This window comes from Corynebacterium appendicis CIP 107643, assembly GCF_030408415.1.
Lineage (GTDB): Bacteria > Actinomycetota > Actinomycetes > Mycobacteriales > Mycobacteriaceae > Corynebacterium > Corynebacterium appendicis.
On sequence record NZ_CP046976.1, the window covers coordinates 1,726,074 to 1,746,776 of the forward strand.

Sequence of the window (20,703 nt, forward strand, 5' to 3'; positions counted from 1 at the left end):
TTCACCCTACCAGCGGGAAAGCACCCCGATGGCACTCAATCCGGCGAATGCCGCCGATGCCGTGCGCAGCACTTCCGGCCCCAGCTTCACTTTCACCGCACCCAGCAGCTCCAGCTCGTCCTCTCCGATTCCGCCCTCGGGCCCAACGATGAGGAACAGCTTATCGACGTCCAAATCAACCTCGCCGATCTTCTTCTCCGCATCCTCGTGGAGAACCAGAGCCGTCTCCCCCTGGATCATTTCCGCCAGCTGGTTCGTGGTCACCGGGTCATGAACTTCCGGAATCCACGCACGCCGCGACTGCTTCGCCGCTTCTCGCGCGGTCAACTGCCACTTCTCCACGTTCTTGGCCACCTTCGGACCCTGCCACCGCGCGATCGTCCGGTGCGAGATCCACGGAAGAATCGCGTCCGCGCCTCCCTGCGTGGCCAGATCCACCGCGAGCTCCGCCCGCTCCGATTTCGGAATCGCTTGAACCACGATCACTTCCGGCCGCGGCTGCGAAACGTTCTTCAGCTCCACGACTGTTCCGAAAAGTCGATCCTTTCCCGACGTCCCCGTCACCTCGACCTCTGCCACAGTTCCACGGCCGTCGATTAGCGCAATGCGCTCTCCCGCAGTGATCCTCTTCACCGTGACGGCATGGCGGCCTTCCGCTCCGTCGAGTCTTCCCGACGCCGGGTCGTCCGCGATGAAATACGGCAGGCTCATCAGAAACGGAACCGGTCGCGCAGGCGGGAGAAGAAGCCCTCGTCCTGGCCCGCCTCTTCCTCGACGGACGCCGACTCGTCATGCCCGTCGCGCAGCTCTTCCAGGCTGCGGCGCTGCTCCTTGCTCAGCTCGGTGGGGACGAGCACCTGGACATGCGCGATCATGTCGCCCGCGCCCTCCCGGCGCAGACGCGGCATGCCCTCGCCTGTGAGCACGATTTCCTCCTCCGGCTGGGTGCCCGCAGGAACCTCGATGGTCGTGGTCTCCCCTGCCAGGTCCTCGACCTCGACCGAGGTGCCCAGCGCCGCATCGTACATCGGCACATTGACTTTGAGGTGCAGATTGTCGCCCTCGCGGACGAACACCGGGTGGGTCTCCGTGTCCACCTCGACGTACAGGTCGCCAGCCGGGCCGCCGCCATGGCCGACCTCGCCCTGGCCCGCCATGCGGATGCGCATGCCGCCGACGATGCCCGCCGGAATCTTCACCGAGATATCCCGGCGCGAACGGACGCGTCCCTGGCCGCCGCACTTCTGGCACGGATCGGTGATGATCTCGCCGAAGCCAGAACATTTCGGGCACGACGTCGTGGTCATGATATTGCCCAAGAACGACTGCTGGACCTGCTGCACCTGCCCCTGGCCGCCGCACTCGTCGCAGGTGACCGGCTTGGACTCCGACTCGGAGCCCGTTCCGTGGCAGTGCTCGCACAGGACCGCCGTGTCCACCGTCACGTCCTTGCGGGTACCCGAATAGGCTTCCGCCAGCGAGATCGTCGTCCGCAGCAGCGCGTCGTTGCCCGGCTGAACGCGAGATTTCGGTCCCCGTCCCGCACCGGTTCCAGTGTCCCCGAAGAACGCCTCGAAGATATCGCCGAAGCCGAAGCCGCCCTGCGGGCCGCCAGCGGCGCGACCCTGCTCCATCGGGTCGCCGCCCCGGTCGACGATGCTGCGCTTCTGCGGGTCCAGCAGCACCTCCTGGGCCACGGATATCTCGCGGAATTTCTCCGCGGCTTCTTCCGTGTCGTTCACATCGGGGTGGTACTTGCGGGCGAGGCGTCGATAAGCCTTCTTGATCTCCGCGTCCGTGGCGCCCTGCTCCACGCCGAGAATGCCGTAGTAATCGCGTGCCATCTAAAATCCTTTGTTGCTAAATGTCGTTTTCTAAAAGTCGGAGTGTCGTGGGCGCTATGTCATCCGCCCTCTTCGCCGAGGATGTGGCTGATGTAGTGCGCCACGGCAGCGACCTTACGCATGGTACCGGGGTAGTCCATGTACGTCGGCCCGAGAACACCGAGCCCGCCGAGCGTCTCGCCCGCAGCACCATAGCCGGAGGTCACGATGCTGGCCTTCGACAGCTCCTCGTCCTCGTTCTCCTGCCCGATCACCACCGAGACATTGCCCAGCTCCGGCAGGTTGGTCAGCAGCTTCAGCACGACCACCTGTTCCTCGAGCGCCTCCACGACGCTGAGCAAATCAGTGGTCTTGGGCATCAGATTCGACGCGCCCGCGATCAGGACCCGGTCGCTCGGGTTCTCCACCAGCGTGTCGATGAGCACCGAAATCGCGCTGTTCAGCGGGTCCGCAATGTCGCTCGGCGCCTCGTCTGCGAGGATCACCAGCGAGGTCGACGCGTCCGCCATTGTCTTGCCCACGAGCGCCCGGTTGAGCAGATCCCGCAATTGAGCGAGCGCCTCCTCGCCGATCGGCTGAGCGAGCTCCACATTCCTCTGGTCCACCCGCCCGTTGTCGGTGATGAGCACTAGCAGCAACCGCGTCGGCGTCAGCGTCACCACTTCGCAGTGCTTGACCCGCGAGACCGCCAGCGTCGGCAGCTGCACCACCGCCGCCTGGTGGGTGAGCTGCGCCAGCAGGTACGCCGACCTGCGCATCACGTCCTCTAAGTCGACGCTCGATTCCAAAAACTCCGAGATCGCCCTGCGCTCCGGAAGCGACAGTGGTTTGACGTCGTTGATCGCGTCGACAAACGCCCTGTAGCCCTTCTCCGTCGGCACACGGCCGGAGCTCGCGTGCGGCTGCGCGATAAAGCCTTCCGCTTCCAGCACCGCCATGTCGTTGCGGATCGTCGCCGACGACACGTTGAGTTTGTGCCGCTCCACCAGCCGCTTCGAGCCGACCGGTTCCTGGGAAGAGATGTAGTCCGCCACGATCGCGCGCAGCACTGCCTGCCTGCGCTCGCGTGCGACACCCGCCATACTTGGCACTCTCCTTCCTCGACTGCTAAGTCACGAGTGTAGCGCCCGCATCACTCCGCGGCCAAGATGTCCGTGATCACCCCGTCGATCAGCAATCTTCCGCGGTCGGTCGCGAAAATCCGCCCCGCTACGTCCGCGAGCACGCCGCCGCGCACATGCTTATCGACGACTCCTCTTGCCTTCTCTCCCACCCATTCCCTCGGAATGCCCTCTTTGAGCCGCAGCCCCAGCATGATCTTCTCGAAGTGCTCTTCGTCGTCAGAGATCGTTTCCGTGCCGTCGATCGGAAACTCATTGGCGGCGAGCATCTGCTCGTATTTCTCCGGCCGCTTCACATTCACATACCGAAAACGTTCAACGTATCCGTGCGCGCCCGGGCCTGCGCCCCACCAGTTGCCGCCCTGCCAATACAGCAGGTTGTGCCGGCACTCCCCGCCCGGCTTCGCCCAGTTGGACACCTCGTACCAGTCAAACCCAGCCGACTCCAGCCGGTCCGCGATGATCTCGTACCGGTCGGCGTACACGTCCTCTTCCGGTGCCGGCAGCTGGCCCTTCCTGATCTTCCTCGCCATCGCCGTGCCGTCCTCCACGATCAACGAGTACGCACTCACATGGTCCACGTCCGCACTGAGCACCGCATCGAGGCTCTTCCTGACGTCATCGTCCGTTTCCGTCGGTGTGCCGTAGATGAGATCCAGATTCACGTGCTCGAACCCGGCCCGTTTCGCTTCTTTCGCCGCCTCCACTGCCCTGCCCGGCGTGTGCTGGCGATCGAGCACCTTCAACACCGGCGTCGACGCCGACTGCATGCCCAACGACACGCGGGTGAACCCCGCCGCTTTCAGTCCCTCGAAATACTCGGGGCTTGTCGATTCCGGATTCGACTCCGTTGTCACCTCCGCATCGTTGGACAAGCTGAAGGTGTTCTTGATCCGAGTCAGGATCCGCCCTAAGCCATCTGCCCCCAGCAGAGACGGGGTCCCGCCCCCGACGAACACGGTGTCCGCCGTCCGGCCGACCTTTTCCGCTGCCAGCTCCAGTTCCTTTTCGAGCGCAACGAGATAGGCCTCATACGAGCTTTCCGTCTCGCTCGGCGTGTAGGTGTTGAAATCGCAGTAGCCGCACCGGGTCGCACAGAACGGGACGTGGACGTAGACGCCGAAACTCATGCGCCGCGCCGCGACCGTTTCGCCGCCACCTTCGCCACGATGGCGTCCACACGGGCGCGCTCCTCCAAGAACTTCGGCGGGTTGGACCCGCGCATCGCCCGGGTGAAACCGGGGTGCTCCGCGGCGACTGCGTCGAGCCAGCCGTCCACGGCCGACTCCACCAGCTCGCCCACACGCGCGTAGAGGTGCGGCAAGGAAACCGCAGCCAAGTTCTGCGCGACCATGTCGGTCTGCTCGAGAGTGTAGTCGACCACTTCCTCGAGGTGCTGCACGATCAGGTCCGTCCTCTGCGTGCACACCTCCGTCATCGCCTTGACCGGGGAAGGAGAGCTCAGCGGGAACAGCTCGAACAAGCCCACCGCATCCAAAGGCTCTGGCTCCGGCAACCTCTCATTGGCGGGCAGCGCAGCCGAAATGGAGCCAGCCTTCACGCCGGACACGAGCGCTTGGCGCAAACCGATCAGCTCGCCGACCACGCGGCGGGCATCGGTGCGCGCGTCGTCGACAATCTCGGAGAACTCGGCCAAGCAGTCGTCGGTAAGCTCCCCGTCGTAATCTGCGATGGCTTCGGCAATGTGCTCGATGTACTCCGCGACCTCGTCGCCGATGTTGTAAACCTCTTGGGTCAACTCGCGGTGGCGCAGCGTCGCGGCGGTCCGGTGCACACTGGCCCCCTTCAACTCAAGTCACATTATGGCGTTCGAGCGTTGACTCTAGGCCAGAGCTTCACAGCGTTTTGTACGGCGCGCCGAGACCTACCCGTAAAGCTTCCGCATTTGGTGCGCGAAGTGGTCCAGAACCACCGGGCGCTTCACCTTCAACGTGGCGGTGAGCTCGCCGTCTTCCTCGGTGAGGTCGCGCGGGAGAATCCGGAATTTCTTGATCTGTTCAGCCTTGCTCACCGACTGGTTCACGCGGTTGATCGCATCCTGCATGATCACCGCCCACTCGTAGCGCGCCCCCGACAGCAGCGCGATTCGATCACCTTTCTCCACCCCGATGCCGATGAGTCCTTTGGCGACCTTCCGCACATGCGCAACGAATTCCGCCGCCGTCACATCGGCCCAGTCATGCTCACCGGGGCGCGAAAATAGGACGATATCCGGATTCTTCTCAGCGGTGGCCACCAGCGCCGAGTAGCAATTCTCGTCGGGAGCGACCTCGAAGCCAGCGGGAACAGTGTAAGTGGTCACAAAAAGCCTCCTTCACGGCAAATACTTTCTATCTACAAAGTAGTTGCTGTAAAGGAGGCTCGTAGCGGTTTTAGCGGTACATGCGCTCGATCTGCTTCTCGAAGTTCTCCATGACCACGTTGCGCTTCACCTTCAGCGTCGGAGTGATCTCGCCTTCTTCCTCGCTCAGGTCGCGGGTGAGAATGCGGAATTTCTTGATCTGCTCGGCGTGACTGACGGTCTTGTTCGCCTCGTTGACCACGTTCTGGACGGCTGCGCGCAGCTCGGTCGTCTTCACCAGTTCCTTCAGAGGACGGCTTTCCAGGCCGTTGTCCGCTTGCCAACGGCGCAGCTCGTCTTCGTCGATGGTGACCAAGAGACTGACAAACGGCCTGCCGTCGCCCACCACGACCGCCTGGGAGATCAACGGATCGGAACGCATGATGTCTTCCATCGGCCCAGGCGAGACATTCTTGCCGCCGGCGGTGACGATCAGGTCCTTCTTGCGACCCGTGATTTTCACGTAGCCCTCATCGTCGATCTCGCCGAGGTCACCGGTCACAAACCAGCCGTCGACAAGCGCTTCGTTCGTGGCTTCCTCGTTGTTCCAGTACCCCTTGAACACGCCGTCGCCCTTGAAGCAGATTTCCCCGTCCTCGTTGATCTTGACGGAGTAGCCGTTATTCGGCTTGCCGACGGTGCCGATCTTCGTACCGCCCGGGTAGTTCACGCAGGCGGCCGCCGCCGTCTCGGTGAGGCCATAGCCTTCGTAGATCGGGATGCCCATTCCGCGGAAGAAGTGGAGCAAATCGGTGGAAATCGCGGATCCACCTGAGATGGCGAGCTGAGCCTTGCCGCCAACAGCCTCGCGCAACTGCTTGTAGACGAGGCGGTCGAAGATCTTGTGGCGCACACGGGAACGCAGCGAAAGACGCGCACCGGAGTCCATCGCCTTGGAGTGCTCGATGGCGACCTTCTCCGCCTCGAGGAAGGTCTTCGCCTTGAATGCGGAACCTTCCGCCGCCTTGTTGTAGGCGCCGTCGCGCACCTTCTCGAACACCCGCGGAACGCCGAGCAGCATCTCCGGCTCGAAACGCTGCAGCGCCAGCGTGAGGGTGCGCATGTCCGACCAGTGCGCCTGGTGCGCACCGCCGATAGCGCTCGCGAGAGCGACCGAACGCGCCAAAACATGCGCCAGCGGGAGAATCGTCATGTAGTGAGTGGCGTCTTTGTCGTTGATCAGGTAGCCGATCTTGTTGGCCAGCAGAGCGTTCGCCTGCGACGCCCACACCAGGTGGGTGAGGATGCAGCCCTTCGGGCGGCCGGTCGTGCCCGAGGTGTACACCAGCGACGCCAGATCATCGTGCTTGATATTCGCGATGCGCTCGTCGATCACGGAGTCCTCGACCTCACGGCCGTCCGTGGTCAAAGCGCCAATCGCACCGGTGGCGAACGACAGCGAACGCGTCAGCTGGGACGGAGATCCTTCGAGGCGCGGCGTGCCGTCCTCGCGCAGAATCAGGTAGTCATACAGGTGGCGGTTCCGCTCACTATCGGTGATCACGAGCTTCGCGCCGGAATCCTCCGCAATCCACTGCACCTGGTGCTCGGACGACGACGGGTACACCGGCACGCTCGCCGCACCCGCCGCCCAGATGGCGTAGTCCAGCAGCGCCCATTCGTAGCTGGAGTCCGCCATCAGAATGACGCGATCGCCCTGCTCCACCCCATTGGCGACAATGCCTTTAGCGACAGCGCGGACCTGCTTGGCAAAGTCCTCGCCCGTCACCTGCACCCAGTCGCGCCCCTCCGGGCGGGAGAAGAAGGTCTGATCAGGATGCTTCTCGCATTTCTCCAGCATCATCGTCAGACAGTTGTCTCCGGGTGCCAGCGTGAATTCAGCAGGCTTAGTGAAGACTTTGGATTCTTGTGCGGTCACGGTGAAACCTCCCTCGGTGTGGGCTATCTAACACTGACCGTACTACCGCCCCATATGTCACCGCTCACCAGCACCGACACTTTTCACCAGGAAATCTGTGGGCGCGTTCATTCTTTGGCACAATGACGTGTTGTGGCTGATATGGAACTGCTCGAGCAACTCGCTACCGCCTACGGTTTCAGTTTGACCTACCGGGGCCAGAACAACGAGATCGTGGCCTCGCCGCGCGGGTCGCTCGTCCACCTACTCAAAGCGCTCGACGTTCCGCTTTCTGACGACCCCGCGCCCGAGGAGCTCACCGAAGCCCTCCACGCGTGGCGCACCCACTGGGCCACCCGCCCACTACCCCCGGTCGTCATCGCACGCGAAGGTCGCGAGACTTATTTCAACGTCCACGTCCCAGAGGGCGCCCCCGCCAACGTGACCATCACGCTGGAAGACGGAACCACATCCACTGCCTACCAGGACGAGAACTGGGCCCCGCCGACGGAAGGATGGGGAGAAGCTACCTTCCACACCCGGGGCGATCTGCCGACCGGCTGGCACACCATCCACCTCGAATCGGACGGTATCGACGAGACCTGTTCCCTTGTGGTCACCCCGCAGGTGATCCGCCGGAATCTCGAGCTCCTCAACAACCCCGCCTACGGCGTCATGGCCCAGCTCTATTCGGTGCGCTCCGAGCATTCCTGGGGTATCGGCGACTTCTACGACCTGGGAAAGCTCGCAAAGGTATTGGCCCGCAACGGCGCAGAGTTCCTTCTGATCAACCCCGTCCACGCGGCTCAACCCCTTCCGCCGATCGAGGATTCCCCGTACCTGCCGACGTCCCGCCGCTTCATCAACCCCATCTACATCTCGGTCGAGGACGTTCCCGAATACAAGCTTCTCGACGCCGACACCCGCGAAGACATCGAAGAGTTGGCAGCCGAGTTCAAAGCCCTCAACACCTCGTCCGACTTCATCGAGCGAAACCCGATCTTCGATGCGAAACTGGCCGCCCTCAACGAACTCTTCTATGTTTTCGAAGAGTCCGGGGACCACGAGGCATTCGACGCATTCGTCGAATTCGAAGGACAAGGCCTCCTCGAATACGCCCGGTGGTGTGCAAAACAGGAACTCGGCGTCGACTCTGACGACCTTCCCCGCTTCTACATGTGGCTACAGTTCGTCGCGGACAACCAGAGGAAAGCAGCCCAGCAGGCAGCTCTCGACGCCGGCATGTCCATCGGCATCATGACCGACCTCGCCGTTGGCGTTCACCCCGGCGGATCGGACGCCCACACTCTGCGAAAAGTCTTGGTCGAACAAGCCTCCGTCGGCGCCCCGCCCGACGCGTACAGCCAGCACGGTCAAGACTGGTCCCAGCCCCCGTGGAACCCGTTCAAACTCGCGGAGAATGGATATGTTCCCTGGCGCGAAATGCTCCAGACCGTGCTGCGCCACTCCGGCGGCATCCGCGTCGACCACATTCTGGGCCTGTTCCGTCTCTTTTGGATCCCGCGCATGGGCACCCCGGCCGAGGGCGCCTACATGAATTACGACCACGAGGCCATGCTCGGCATTCTCGCGCTGGAGGCTGACCGGGCAAATGCCGTGGTTGTGGGCGAAGACTTGGGCACCTTCGAACCGTGGGTCCAAGAGGAGCTGCGCGACCGAGGAATCTTGGGCACCTCCGTCATCTGGTTCGAGCACTCCCCCACCGGCGAAAGGCCGATGCAGCCGCAGGAGTACCGCAACCTCGCGCTGTCGTCAGTGGGCACCCACGATCTCCCGCCGACCGCCGGCTACCTGTCCGGTGCCCACAATGAACTGCGCCACCAGCTCGGCTTGATGGACGATTCTTTCGAGGAGATGGATGCCCAAGATATCGCCTGGCAGTCCCACGTCCTCAACACCGCCCGCGAGCACGGTTATTTTGCAAACACCCCGCTCGCCGACACCGACTTCGACGGACTCGGAAGAGAAGAACGCGGAGACGTCGACGAATTGGTGCTGGGGTTGACCCGCTTCATCGCCGACACCGGCTCAGCTTTGACCTGCACCAACCTCGTCGACATGGTCGGCGACACCCGCATCCAGAATCAGCCGGGCACGAATGCTGAACAATACAAAAACTGGTGCGTTCCCTTGAGCGACAAGGACGGAAACGCCGTGCTCATCGAGAACTTGGAAAATATCGACCTCTTCCACAAGGTCGCCGAAGCGAGTTCTAGAACAGCCCGATAATCCCCATCACCAGCACGAGTGCGATGAGCACCCACAGTGCCTGGGTGACGCGGGAGCGGGGGTACTTCCTGCGCGCCTTCGGGAGCTTCATGTCCTCTTTGCGCAGGTCCTCGGGGTTAGCCATGGGTTCCTACTCTACGTCACCACTCAGGACGGCAGCCAGCCAGTCCACCAGCCTGAGCATTCCGACAGCCGCACACACAGCGACCGGCAGCGCCAACACCAAGACAATGGGCAGTTGGAGCCACGGACTTGCCTGCGTCAGTTCGATCATGTCGCTTAAGCTTAGGCCTCATGAGCTCTCCCGTTGAAGTGACGTGCCCCGCCGGGACTGTAATCGGAACATCCGACGGGAGCATCTCCACCTTCCACTCCATTCCTTTCGCCCACTTCCCCGCCCGCTTCGACGATGCAGAAATGGCGCCGAAAGGAGAATTGATCGACGCCCAAAAAGCAAACCCGAACACAGTCGCCCTCACCATCGTCGCGCCGAAACGCGCTAAGGACGCCCCCGTCATCGTCCACATTCACGGCGGCCGCTTCGAGATGGGCAGCCACGAAGACGAGGCATCGCCGGGAAAAAGACTCGCCGAAAACGGCGTCATTCTCGTGCGCATCGGCTACAGGAAAAAGCTTGAGGGCCTCGTTCCTTTCCCGGACGACCAGCCACACCATTTCCGCGCGGTCGACGAGGTCAATCTCGGTCTCGAGTGGGTCCAGCAGAATATCGAGTCTTTCGGCGGCGATCCCACCAATGTCACGCTCACCGGCCAGTCCGCCGGCGCCGCGATCGTGCTGTGGCTCATGCGCAAAGACCATTACCGCGGCGCGTTCAGACGGGCAATCGCGATGTCCCCCGCCTTTCCCCACAAGAATTTCCGTCAGAGAAAATCCTCGCTCCGGATCCCCACCACACGCACATGGCTCAACAGGGCAAACCAAAAAACGCTCGAGCGCGCCTACCAAAGGGTGCGCCGCCGCTACCCCACCGACATGGCTCTTGGTCCCACTCCCCTCCAGCCAGAAGAGATGGCTGACATTCCCCTCGTCATTTCCTCCCACGACAAAGAATTCCAGCACCCGATCATTGGAAAGAGATTGACCAACAAGATCGTGCTGCGCTGGGTCAAGAAGGTCGTCGACAACGCCCCAGGAAAAGTCTGGCACGTCAAGTTCACGAAGAACTCACGGCATTGCGACGAGCTTTTTCCGCTTTTCGACGGCCCCCTCACCCCCTGGCTCGTCGACTATGCGAAAACAGGCGACCCCAACCTCACTCCGGAAACTGCTCTAGCTCTTCCACCAGCCACGGCGAAAAGATGAAGGGAACCCTCTCAACTGCTTCCTTCAGGTTTTCCATCGAGACCCACTCGAACTCACAGACCTCGTCCGGATTCGGATTCAGCTCTCCGTCCACTTCCGCGAAGAACACCGGACAGATCTCGTTCTCCACGATTCCCGACGCATCCACCGCGCGGTAGCGAAAACTGGGAAGCACCGACTCAATCTTCTTAACGGTCGTGCCCAACTCTTCAGAAGCCCTTCTGACCAGCGCATCCTCGAAAGTCTCGTCTGGGCCCGGATGCCCGCAGAAACTGTTGGTCCACACTCCCGGCCACGTCAGCTTATTCAATGCCCGACGCGTCAGGAGCACGTTTCCGCAATCGTCGAAAAGCCATGCTGAAAATGCAAAATGAAGAGGAGTACTAGCTGTATGCACCTCCGCTTTAGGCGCAGTCCCCGCCTTGTGTCCGTCTTCGGTGCACAGCACCACGAGCTCGTCCACTAGTTGTTCAGATTCCCTTCAAAGACGACGTTTCCAATCTTGAACGTGGCGTCGGAAAGATTGCCCGAACTCACGTCGAATGCATACTGCACATTCATGGTCGCGCCCTTGCCCAGCGGAAGATCCAGTCCTTCCATCTCGATCCCCGCGTCCTCAGCGCTGAGGCGGCTGGCACTCTCTTCACCGCCGCGGTACTTCAGTTCCGGTTCACCGAGCGCTTCCGGCGGCATGATGTTGTCCGAGTGGTTCGTCACGGCGACGGTGACCACGGTGCCGCCGTTCGGCGCATAGTTGGTTCCCTGCCACTTGTAGGAGACGTCCATGCCAGGATCCTCGACGCTCTCGCCGCTGATCTCGTCGGTGGTCTTCGGCTCGGCGCTGTGCGTCTCGAATTCCTCCGGCTCCTCCGTCGGCGTCGCCACACCCGTGGTCGGGGTGAGCGAGCTTTCCTGGTCGACGACCCCGTCGTCCCCGCACCCGGCGAGCAAAAGCGTTGAAGATACTGCCGCGATGGTGCAAAGCGCCTTGCGCATGATGTGCCTCCCTGTCGACGAAACTTCAACTCACTTTACAGTGGAGTCCGTGCAGCCACTATTCCGAGTCATCCGTAGCGCGTCCGCTCTTTGGCCTTATTACGTCGGCATTATCGTCGTTTCTTCGGTCACCGCGGCGCTCAACCTTGTGTCCCCGTTCATCATCCGCGAGGCCACCGACACGATTGTCGAGGGGAAAGATCTCGACCCCATTGTCTGGCTCGCAATCGCTTTGTTCGCGGCCTACTCCGCGAACACTTTGATGCAGAATTTCGGCGGCTATTTGGGCGATGTCGTCGCCGCGCGGATCCGGCAAACATTATCGACCCGGTATTTCGCCAAGCTGCTGTCTCTGCCCCAAAGCTACTTCGACGGCCAAGTGACGGGCACGATCATTGCGCGTCTCGACCGTTCGATCATGAATATCACGCAAACGGTCCAGAGCTTTTCCAACACTCTGCTGCCGATGCTCCTGCAGGTGATTGCCATTTTGGGCATCACCGCATTCTTCTACTGGCCACTCACACTCCTCCTTCTCGCCCTGTTCCCCATCTACCTCGCCCTCACCGCGATGACGTCGAAGAGGTGGCAGAGATTCGAGAATGGCAAGAACGAGCAGATCGACCTCGCCAACGGCCGCTTCGCCGAGGTCGTCGGCCAAGTCAAGGTCGCCAAATCATTTGTTTCCGAGACCCGGGAACTACAGAAATTCGGCGACCATTACGGAAAAACCATCGACCTCACCCGGCCCCAGTCCCGCTGGTGGCACGGAATGGACATCGCCCGCGGCATGGCGATGAACGCGGTCTTCCTCGGCATCTACCTCATCCTGTTCATCCAGACCTACAACGGCCGCTTCTCAATCGGGGACATGGTCATGCTCATCCAGCTGGTCACGATGGCGCAGCAACCAGTCCAGATGATGAGCTGGCTCGTCGATTCCGCCCAGCGCGCCATCGCCGGCTCCCGCGACTACTTCAAAGTGATGGACCAACCCGTCGAAGAGTCCGCAAACTCCCAGGTCGTCGCAGCCACCGACGCCGCTGACGTTCCTGTTCTGGACACCACGCCCATCAAGCCGCTGCCCGCTGCCGAACCGATGATCAGCTTCGACGACGTCACATTCGCCTACAACGACGAAGAGCCAGTCCTCACCGACATCTCCTTCTCCGCCCGCCACGGAGAGAAGATCGCGCTCGTCGGCGAGTCCGGCGGCGGAAAATCCACGCTGGTCAACCTCATTTTGGGCCTGTACCCCATCACCGAAGGCAAACTCTCCGTCTGCGGCACAGACATCGGCACCGCCGATATCGAGCGCGTCCGCGCTTCCGTCGGCGTCGTCTTCCAGGAGCCCGCCCTGTTCTCCGGCACCATCCGCGAAAACATCGCGTATGGAAATCCAAACGCGACCGACGAACAGATCAACGAGGTCGCCAAGCGCGCCAACGCCCACACCTTCATCTCCAGCTTCGCCGACGGATACGACACGGTGATCGGAGAACGCGGACTCCGCCTTTCCGGCGGCCAAAAACAGAGAGTCGCCGTCGCCCGCGCGATGCTCAAGGATGCCCCGCTGCTCGTCCTCGACGAGGCCACCTCCGCGCTCGACACCAAATCCGAACGCGCCGTCCAAGCCGGGCTCGATGAACTCATGAAAGACCGGACCACCATCATGATCGCCCACCGCTTATCGACGATCGCCTCCGTCGACACCATCATCACCCTCAAAGATGGAAAAATTGACGAGATAGGCACACCTGCCGAGCTCGCCGTCTCCGGCGGAATTTATTCAGAGCTCCTCGCGCTAACCGCGTCGTCGTCTGCCGAAGACCGCAAGCGACTCAAGGCTTTCGGATTCAAAGCGTAGGTTGGGGCCATGCAGTTCCCAGATCTTGAGACCCTCCGCGCCCGCGGCACCCGCAAGTGGACCCAGTTCGGGGACGATGTCCTCCCCTTGTGGGTCGCCGAAAGTGATTTCCCCACCGCCGAGCCGGTCAAGCGCGCAATTCAGACCGCCGTCGACAACGAGACCTTCGGCTACACGCCCGCCCACCACACGCTCGGAAATTCGTTGAGCAATTTCTATGAGGAACAGTACGGCTGGGCACCCGACCCCGAGTGGGTCTTCCCCGTCGCCGACGTGGTCCGCGGCATGCTGCTGGGCATCCAGTACTTCACCAAACCGGACTCTCCCGTCATCGTTCCGGTCCCCTCGTATCCTCCCTTCCTCGAGCTTCCCGAAACCGCCGGCCGCGAGATGGTCGAGGTCGGGGCGAAGGACGGCCTGGATCTCATGGAGATCGACGCCGCCTTCAAGAACGGTGCCGGCTCGATCCTTCTGGCCTCGCCGAACAATCCGTGGGGTTACACGTTCGACGAAGAGGAGCTCGTCCAGATCACCAATATCGCCGACAAATACGGGGCCCGCGTGCTTGTCGACGAGATCCACGCGCCCATTGTCTACGACAGCTCCCACATCTGCGCCGCCAACGTCAGCGACACCGCCGCCAATGTCTGCATCACCGTCACCGCGACCTCGAAAGCGTGGAATGTCGCCGGCCTCAAGTGCGCCCAGATGGTCTTCAGCAATGTGAAAGACGTGGATACCTGGAAGAACCTCACCGGAGTAGCCAAGGACGGCACCGGCACCCTCGGCATTATCGCCGCCCAGGCCTGCTACGATCATGGAAAAGAGGCCCTCGAAGACCAACTTGCCGTCCTCAAATCGAACCGAAACTACTTGATCGACAACCTTCCAGAAGCAATTCCCGGCATCCAGTTCACCCGCCCAGAAGCCACTTACCTCATGTTCCTCGATTTCAGCGGCACTGAGATCAAAGACGAAAAGCCGGCTGCGTGGATTCGTCGAGAAGCGAAAGTCGCGCTCAATGAGGGAGTCACGTTCGGCACTGGCGGTGCGCACCACGCGCGTCTGAATTTCGCCACTAGCCCCGAAATCTTGGCCGAAGCACTCGACCGAATTTCGACCGCTATTGTTGGGGGCCATGGACGCGACTGACGAGCAGGGTTTCCTCATCGAGGCAGACGCCAGCGAATACGATGCCCCCACCCCCGCCCCCGGCAACGAGCCCTGGGAGCGCCCCGATCCCGAGTGGTATAAGGACGCCGTATTCTACGAGGTCCTCGTCCGCGCTTTCTACGACCCAGACAACACTGGTTCCGGCACGCTGAAGGGTGTCGAGGAAAAGCTCGACTACCTGCAGTGGCTCGGTGTCGACTGCCTGTGGCTCCCGCCGTTCTACGACTCGCCCCTGCGCGACGGCGGTTACGATATCCGCGATTTCCGCAAGGTCCTCCCGGAATTCGGCACCGTCGAGGACTTCGTTTCGCTTATCGACGCCGCCCACAAACGCGGCATCCGCATCATCACCGACTTCCCCATCAACCACACTTCCGATTCGCACCCGTGGTTCCAGGAGTCCCGCCGCGACCCGAGCGGCCCATACGGCGATTTCTACGTCTGGTCGGACACTCCCGCCCCGTACACGGATGCACGCATCATCTTCATCGACACCGAAGAGTCCAACTGGACCTACGACCCGGTGCGCAAGCAGTACTTCTGGCACCGCTTCTTCTCCCACCAGCCGGACCTCAACTACGACAACCCAGACGTCCAAGACGCCATCCTCGACGTGATCCGCTTCTGGCTCGGCCTCGGCATGGACGGTATCCGCCTCGACGCCATTCCCTACCTGTACGAGAGAGAAGGAACGAACTGCGAAAACCTGCCGGAAACGCACGAATTCATCAAGCGCGTGCGCAAGCTTTTCGACGAAGAGTACCCCGGTCGTTTCCTCCTCGCCGAGGCCAACCAGATGCCCGACGAGGTCGTCCAGTACTTCGGCGACAGCGACGAATGCCAGATGGCTTTCCACTTCCCGGTGATGCCGCGCATCTTCATGGGAATCAGCCAAGAATCTGCGCAGCCCATCATCGACATCCTGCGCGAGACCCCCGATATTCCGGAGTCCGCCCAGTGGGGCATCTTCCTCCGCAATCATGACGAGCTCACCCTCGAGATGGTCTCCGAGCAGGAGCGCGACGTCATGTACACCACCTTCGCCACCGACCCCCGCATGCGCGCGAATGTCGGCATCCGCCGCCGCCTCGCTCCCCTCCTCGGCGGCCACCGCGACCGTCTCGAGCTCGCGCACGCCCTTCTCCTCTCACTTCCCGGCTCCCCGTTCCTCTACTACGGCGACGAGATCGGCATGGGCGACAATATTTGGCTCCCCGACCGCGACGGCGTCCGCACCCCGATGCAGTGGAATGCCGACCGCAACGGCGGCTTCTCCCGCACCGATCCCGAGCGCCTTTACCTTCCCGCCATCCGCAACGACACCTACGGCTACCAGGCCGTCAACGTCGAATCCCAGATGGGGCGGGAAAACTCACTCCTCCATTGGGTCCGCGAGCGCGTGCACATCCGCAAGCAATACAAGGCCTTCGGCCGCGGCGACTACCAGGAGGTCGAGCACTCCAACCCGCGGGTTCTCGCCTTCATCCGCGAGTACGACGGAGAAAGAATCCTTTGCGTCAACAACATGAGTTCGCTGCCCCAGCCGGTCGAAATGAACCTGTCGCACCTCGCCGGCGTCGTTCCGCGCGAGCTGTCCGGCAACGTCGAGTTCCCCGCCATCGGCGAGCTTCCGTGGCTGGTCACCCTCGCCCCGCACGGCCACTTGTGGTTCGACATTTCCTAGTTTCGTTTTCTCGTTGGAGCTGATCATGGACCTGAAAAACACCCGATTTTATGGCTCGAAATCAGAGGAGATTCTGAGCCAAAAAGTTGTCGCTGAGATTCCGGCCGCAGACTATCGTTGGCAGATCCTCGAGGTCGACCACGGAAAAATCGACCACTACCAGGTCCTCACCTCCGGCGACGACGATGTTCTCGACACGTCCGAAGGCGCCAAGACTTACCTCGAGCACCTCGCCGATTTCGGCGACATTTCGGGCGATATGTCAGGGAAAACTGCCACCCCTCTAGGTGCCGACCAGTCGAACACGTCCCTCGTGGTCGACGACGAGTGGATCCTGAAAGTTTTCCGCAAGCTCGAAACCGGCCTGAATCCCGATGTCGAACTTCTGACCGCAATTGCCGATTGCCCCCACGTCGCCGGTGTCCGCGGCCACCTCAGTCGGGACGGCCGAACCCTCGCCATGATGCAACAGCTCATCCACGACGGCCGCGACGGTTTCCAGCTCTCGCTCGACCCCGGCCTGCGCAGCGAAGACCACCTCGGCGAGGCGATCCGGAACGTGCATAGTGCCCTGTCCGAAGCCTTCGGCACCGAGTCAGTTCCTGGCTCGCAGATCCGCGATTCCCTCAATGCGCATCTCGACGAGATCCTCACTCAAACCGATGCCCTGTCCGATTTCGAGGGCAATTTGCGGGAAATTTACTCACGGATTTCCGACGATGCGGTCGAGATCCAAAGGATTCACGGCGACCTGCACCTTGGACAGACGCTCCTTTCCGGGGATCGTTGGTATCTGATCGATTTCGAGGGTGAACCTGCCCGCCCCCTCGAGCAGCGCCGGCTTCCCGACCATGCTTTGCGCGATGTCGCCGGCATGGTTCGCAGCTTCGGGTATGCGCATGCGATGGGGGGAAAGGCTGACGTCGATAAGCTTCTTGCTGGCTACGGCATCACTCCCGATCCAATCCTGGATGCGTATATTGCAGACAAGGCTGCGTACGAGGTCGTTTACGAGGCGAATAACCGTCCCGACTGGGTCGAGATTCCGCTGAGCGCGATCCGCGAATTGTCCTAATCTTCCTCCGGCGGCGGTTCATAGCTCGGTATCGGCTGCGGGTGGAACGGGAATCGGAGCCCGAATTTCTCCTCCAATTCCTGGAGCTTGTCGATGCAAGTCGCGTAATCGAAGTCCTGCTCGAAATCGTCCAGGACCTTGTGGCACTGAGCGAAAAATCGTGCATTTTCACGCTTGAGGCGCTTGACGTCGTCGAGCGAACGCGACCACTTCGGGTTCGTCGGGGTGGTCTGGTCTGCCAGCATTCCGTTCGGCTCGACCTTGGCATACGTGCCGTCCGAGAAGAACCAGACGATCTCGCCGGTGACCGGGTCCGGGATGTAGAAGGCGAGTCGGTCAGTCTTCATGTTGTGGTGGTGTTGGCACAGGCAGTAAAGGTTGTCGGCGTTGGTGAGGCCGCCCTCGTCGTATGGGATGCGGTGGTCGAGCTGGCAGCTCCAGGCATCGCGCTCGCAGCCGGGATAGACGCACGTTCCGTCGCGGCCGCGGACATACGCCTTGACCTTGTCGGGAGCGACGTAGCCGGCGACGGTGTGAGCGGCGGCTCCGTCAAGGTCGATGACGCTGATATTGAAGGAATGGAACATTTCGGTGCCGACTGCGCCCGACCAGCCGAAGCGGGGGATGAATACCGGCTTGGAAGTGTCGACAGTTCCATCCCTGTTTTTCGGCGCGTAAGCGAAGATGGTGGCCGGAAGTTCGGCAGAAATGCGGCCGGTGAGGAGCTTAAGGGCCGCATCGGCGTCCGAGAGGCCGTGTTTCCGAGCCGCCGCGGTGATAGAGGACTGTGTTGCCGCCATCGTGGCGTTATCCGCAGAGAACGTCAGTGCAGCGAGGCCGACTCCCGACGGGTCGGGGTGGAAATCGAGTTGGCCGAAGCCGGGCGGGGTCTCGCCGCGCTTCTTCTTTTTCTCCGCGTCGAACGCCACCGAGCAGTCCAAGGTGGCCATCAGCTGATTGAGCTGCCGGGTGATCATGTACGGCGTGGGCAGCTGCTGGTTTGCACTTTTAGGAGTGAACAGGCTGACGAGCAGCTCGTCGATCTGGGCGTAGTCGTCGGGGTCTGCATCGTTGCCGAGGCGGTTCACCGCTTTCTCGATGGCCCACAGGCGCTTGATGTCCAGGCGCTGATGCTCGTCCTGGAGTTCGCGCAACTTCGGCAGCTGCTGGAGGGTCATGTACGCGAACATGCCCTCTTTCACATCGCGGGGTGTCAGGCCGGTGCTGATGCTCACCGCGGTGACCTCTGCGTCCGCGTCGTGGGAGCCGAGGAATTCATCGCGTGTTGCGTAAACACCGAAGATGGCGTGCTGGGCGCGCCGCAAATGGATGCCGGCGGCGGTCATGGGGTCGTCGGGATTCTCGCTCGCGAAGAACGGTTCGGCGGGCGGGTCGGGCGCTTCGACTAGGGCGCTCATGGTCTGCTCCTTTCTGGCCAGTACGAGGGGTCGGTGTGGGTGTGGATTCAGAGCGTTTCCCAACCCCCTTTGAAACGTCTGTGCGAACATCATGGCAAACAACCCGAACACCGAGCCGGCAGAAGATCCACACTTATCCACAGTTCCGCCTGTCTGTTCGAACACCATTTCACAAATCGCAGGCCACACCGGAACGAGGGTGAGGGAATTTCGAACAGCAATGGGCCGTCGATAGGCAAATTTTTCATGTAATGGGATTCTGTTCCGTGGCATGAGATGATAGGGTGACCCCTACGATTTGTTCATTTTCCTAGGGAGGCCCAATGTCTACTGCTGTTTCAAGCGGCAAGAAAGCGTCGACAAGCGCGATCGTGATCACGGCGCTCGCGCTGTTCTCGATGTTCTTCGGCGCCGGAAACCTCATCTTCCCGCCCATGCTCGCTGTTCAGGCGGGCGAAAACTTCTGGCCGGCGATTCTCGGCTTCCTCACCACGGGTGCGCTGCTGCCGGTGCTCGCGGTGGTCGCGATTGCGCTGTCGGGCTCAAACGTGCGCGACCTCGCGCAGCGCGCCGGCACGCTTTTCGGCGTGGCTTTCCCGGTCCTCGCGTATCTCTCCATCGGTGCGTTCTACGCGCTCCCGCGCACCGGCGCCGTGTCTTTCGAGGTGGCGGTGACCCCGCTGTTCGGCTGGGACAGCACGGTCAGCAAGGTGATCTTCAACATCGTCTTCTTCGGAATCGCTCTCGCACTCTCCTGGAACCCGACGCGGATCACCGACACGCTGGGCAAATTCCTCACGCCGGCACTGGTGACGCTGCTGGTCATCATGATCGGCATGGCCATCTTCACGATGACCAACCAGCACTACGCGCCAAGCGAGGACTTCGCGACGAACGCATACGCGTCGGGCGTTCTCGAGGGCTACCTGACCATGGACTCGATCGCTGCTCTCGCGTTCTCCATCGTCGTCATCGCGTCGCTGCGCAATAAGGGGTTTGCCGAGGGCAAGCCGCTGGTCCGCAGCACGATCCTCGCGGGCCTGGGCGCCAGCGTTTTGCTCGCGCTGATCTACCTGGGACTCGGGCTGATCGGCCGCGCGATGCCGGACGCACTCCAGTACGACTCCGGCGCACCTTTGCTTGCCGACGCCGCGTTGCAGCTCATGGGCCGCCCCGGCCAGACCGTCTTCGCTCTGATCGTCGTGCTCGCATGCTTGACCACAGCGATTGGCCTGATCACCTCCACAGGCGAGTACTTCTCCCAGCAGTTCGCCGGCTCGTACCGCACTTGGGCGGTCACCTTTGCCGTGGCCTCCGCCATCATGGCGACGCAAGGCCTGGACTTCGTGATCTCGATCGCCGGCCCGGTCGTCGGCTTCCTGTACCCACCGGCGATCACCCTGATCTTCGTCACCTTGGTTGAGCCGCTTTTCCGCCGCCGCACCCGCCTGCGCTGGGGCTTCTTCCTGCCGATCTGGGTCGCTGTCATCTGGTCGCTCATCAACACCTTCATCTCGCTGGGATGGGCTGCCGATGTGCTGTCCCCGCTCGTCGACTGGTCACCTCTGCAGGCTAACGACCTCGGTTGGATGCTGCCGACGGCGGTGGCGTTCGTGATCGGTGCGGGCATTGATATCGCTAAGCCTCATGCTCCGCTGGAGATCGGCACGCAGGTGACGGTCGATGGAGAGACGATCGAAGAGGCCGAAGCCCACAACGCGTAACAAGAAAT

At 61.8% G+C, this 20,703-nt stretch carries 19 protein-coding genes; 7 read left to right on the top strand and 12 right to left on the bottom strand.

The genetic code is table 11. The features are described from left to right. Nucleotides 1-6: 6 nt before the first annotated feature. From CAPP_RS08455 to CAPP_RS08485, 7 genes are all read right to left on the bottom strand, one after another. Complete coding sequence (locus CAPP_RS08455) at nt 7-711, bottom strand: 16S rRNA (uracil(1498)-N(3))-methyltransferase (RefSeq protein WP_076599567.1); 705 nt, start codon at nt 709-711, stop codon at nt 7-9. Then, nucleotides 711-1,844 carry a molecular chaperone DnaJ gene (gene dnaJ, locus CAPP_RS08460; protein ID WP_076599566.1) on the bottom strand — a complete coding sequence of 378 codons (1,134 nt, stop codon included), beginning with the start codon at nt 1,842-1,844 and terminating at the stop codon, nt 711-713. Before dnaJ ends, CAPP_RS08455 begins: the two co-directional genes overlap by 1 nt. A gap of 59 nt (nt 1,845-1,903) precedes the next feature. Then, nucleotides 1,904-2,926 carry a heat-inducible transcriptional repressor HrcA gene (hrcA, locus tag CAPP_RS08465; RefSeq protein ID WP_076599565.1) on the bottom strand — a complete coding sequence of 341 codons (1,023 nt, stop codon included), beginning with the start codon at nt 2,924-2,926 and terminating at the stop codon, nt 1,904-1,906. 50 nt (nt 2,927-2,976) lie between these two features. After that, nucleotides 2,977-4,095: a radical SAM family heme chaperone HemW gene (gene hemW / locus CAPP_RS08470; RefSeq protein ID WP_076599564.1), complete on the bottom strand. Its 1,119-nt coding sequence runs from the start codon at nt 4,093-4,095 to the stop codon at nt 2,977-2,979. Next, complete coding sequence (locus CAPP_RS08475) at nt 4,092-4,760, bottom strand: hypothetical protein (protein WP_076599563.1); 669 nt, start codon at nt 4,758-4,760, stop codon at nt 4,092-4,094. Before CAPP_RS08475 ends, hemW begins: the two co-directional genes overlap by 4 nt. Before the next feature lie 90 nt (nt 4,761-4,850). Then, nucleotides 4,851-5,288, bottom strand: coding sequence for an AMP-binding protein (locus CAPP_RS08480; RefSeq protein WP_076599562.1), 438 nt, complete (start codon nt 5,286-5,288; stop codon nt 4,851-4,853). Nucleotides 5,289-5,358: 70 nt separating this feature from the next. Next, on the bottom strand, nt 5,359-7,131 hold the full coding sequence (locus CAPP_RS08485; protein WP_143313908.1) for an AMP-dependent synthetase/ligase: 1,773 nt from the start codon (nt 7,129-7,131) through the stop codon (nt 5,359-5,361). Nucleotides 7,132-7,338: 207 nt separating this feature from the next. Between CAPP_RS08485 and CAPP_RS08490 the strand changes: the two genes are divergently transcribed. Continuing rightward, entirely contained in the window at nt 7,339-9,435 is a 2,097-nt protein-coding gene (locus tag CAPP_RS08490) for a 4-alpha-glucanotransferase (RefSeq protein WP_143313903.1), read from the top strand. Here CAPP_RS08490 and CAPP_RS08495 read toward each other — a convergent pair. Further along, nucleotides 9,419-9,559, bottom strand: coding sequence for a hypothetical protein (locus CAPP_RS08495; protein ID WP_200803293.1), 141 nt, complete (start codon nt 9,557-9,559; stop codon nt 9,419-9,421). The two genes, CAPP_RS08490 and CAPP_RS08495, sit on opposite strands and share 17 nt — an antisense overlap. Before the next feature lie 6 nt (nt 9,560-9,565). After that, nucleotides 9,566-9,709: a hypothetical protein gene (locus CAPP_RS08500; RefSeq protein WP_200803292.1), complete on the bottom strand. Its 144-nt coding sequence runs from the start codon at nt 9,707-9,709 to the stop codon at nt 9,566-9,568. Nucleotides 9,710-9,729: 20 nt separating this feature from the next. On the opposite strand from CAPP_RS08500, the gene CAPP_RS08505 reads away from it, so the two are divergent. Next, complete coding sequence (locus CAPP_RS08505; protein WP_084560622.1) at nt 9,730-10,758, top strand: carboxylesterase family protein; 1,029 nt, start codon at nt 9,730-9,732, stop codon at nt 10,756-10,758. Here CAPP_RS08505 and idi read toward each other — a convergent pair. Both idi and CAPP_RS08515 read right to left on the bottom strand, forming a co-directional pair. Next, nucleotides 10,709-11,221: an isopentenyl-diphosphate Delta-isomerase gene (gene idi, locus CAPP_RS08510; protein WP_076599558.1), complete on the bottom strand. Its 513-nt coding sequence runs from the start codon at nt 11,219-11,221 to the stop codon at nt 10,709-10,711. The genes CAPP_RS08505 and idi overlap by 50 nt on opposite strands. Next, nucleotides 11,221-11,754 carry a lipoprotein gene (locus CAPP_RS08515; protein WP_076599557.1) on the bottom strand — a complete coding sequence of 178 codons (534 nt, stop codon included), beginning with the start codon at nt 11,752-11,754 and terminating at the stop codon, nt 11,221-11,223. The genes idi and CAPP_RS08515 overlap by 1 nt, the downstream gene beginning before the upstream one ends. Before the next feature lie 49 nt (nt 11,755-11,803). Between CAPP_RS08515 and CAPP_RS08520 the strand changes: the two genes are divergently transcribed. From CAPP_RS08520 to CAPP_RS08535, 4 genes are read left to right on the top strand one after another with little or no spacing between them, the layout of a single operon-like run. After that, nucleotides 11,804-13,621, top strand: coding sequence for an ABC transporter ATP-binding protein (locus CAPP_RS08520; protein ID WP_076599607.1), 1,818 nt, complete (start codon nt 11,804-11,806; stop codon nt 13,619-13,621). A 9-nt stretch (nt 13,622-13,630) separates the two neighbouring features. Beyond that, nucleotides 13,631-14,773, top strand: a complete 1,143-nt coding sequence (locus tag CAPP_RS08525) for a MalY/PatB family protein (RefSeq protein WP_076599556.1) — start codon at nt 13,631-13,633, stop codon at nt 14,771-14,773. Then, on the top strand, nt 14,760-16,478 hold the full coding sequence (treS, locus tag CAPP_RS08530; RefSeq protein WP_076599555.1) for a maltose alpha-D-glucosyltransferase: 1,719 nt from the start codon (nt 14,760-14,762) through the stop codon (nt 16,476-16,478). The genes CAPP_RS08525 and treS overlap by 14 nt, the downstream gene beginning before the upstream one ends. Nucleotides 16,479-16,503: 25 nt before the next feature. Continuing rightward, complete coding sequence (locus CAPP_RS08535) at nt 16,504-17,553, top strand: phosphotransferase (protein ID WP_076599606.1); 1,050 nt, start codon at nt 16,504-16,506, stop codon at nt 17,551-17,553. On the opposite strand, the gene CAPP_RS08540 is transcribed toward CAPP_RS08535, so the two are convergent. Then, on the bottom strand, nt 17,550-18,971 hold the full coding sequence (locus tag CAPP_RS08540; protein ID WP_076599554.1) for an HNH endonuclease signature motif containing protein: 1,422 nt from the start codon (nt 18,969-18,971) through the stop codon (nt 17,550-17,552). The two genes, CAPP_RS08535 and CAPP_RS08540, sit on opposite strands and share 4 nt — an antisense overlap. Nucleotides 18,972-19,294: 323 nt before the next feature. Here CAPP_RS08540 and brnQ point away from each other — a divergent pair, with 323 nt between their 5' ends. Beyond that, the gene (gene brnQ, locus CAPP_RS08545) at nt 19,295-20,695 is read left to right on the top strand and encodes a branched-chain amino acid transport system II carrier protein (RefSeq protein ID WP_076599553.1); all 1,401 of its coding nucleotides are present in this window, start codon (nt 19,295-19,297) and stop codon (nt 20,693-20,695) included. Nucleotides 20,696-20,703 lie beyond the last annotated feature (8 nt).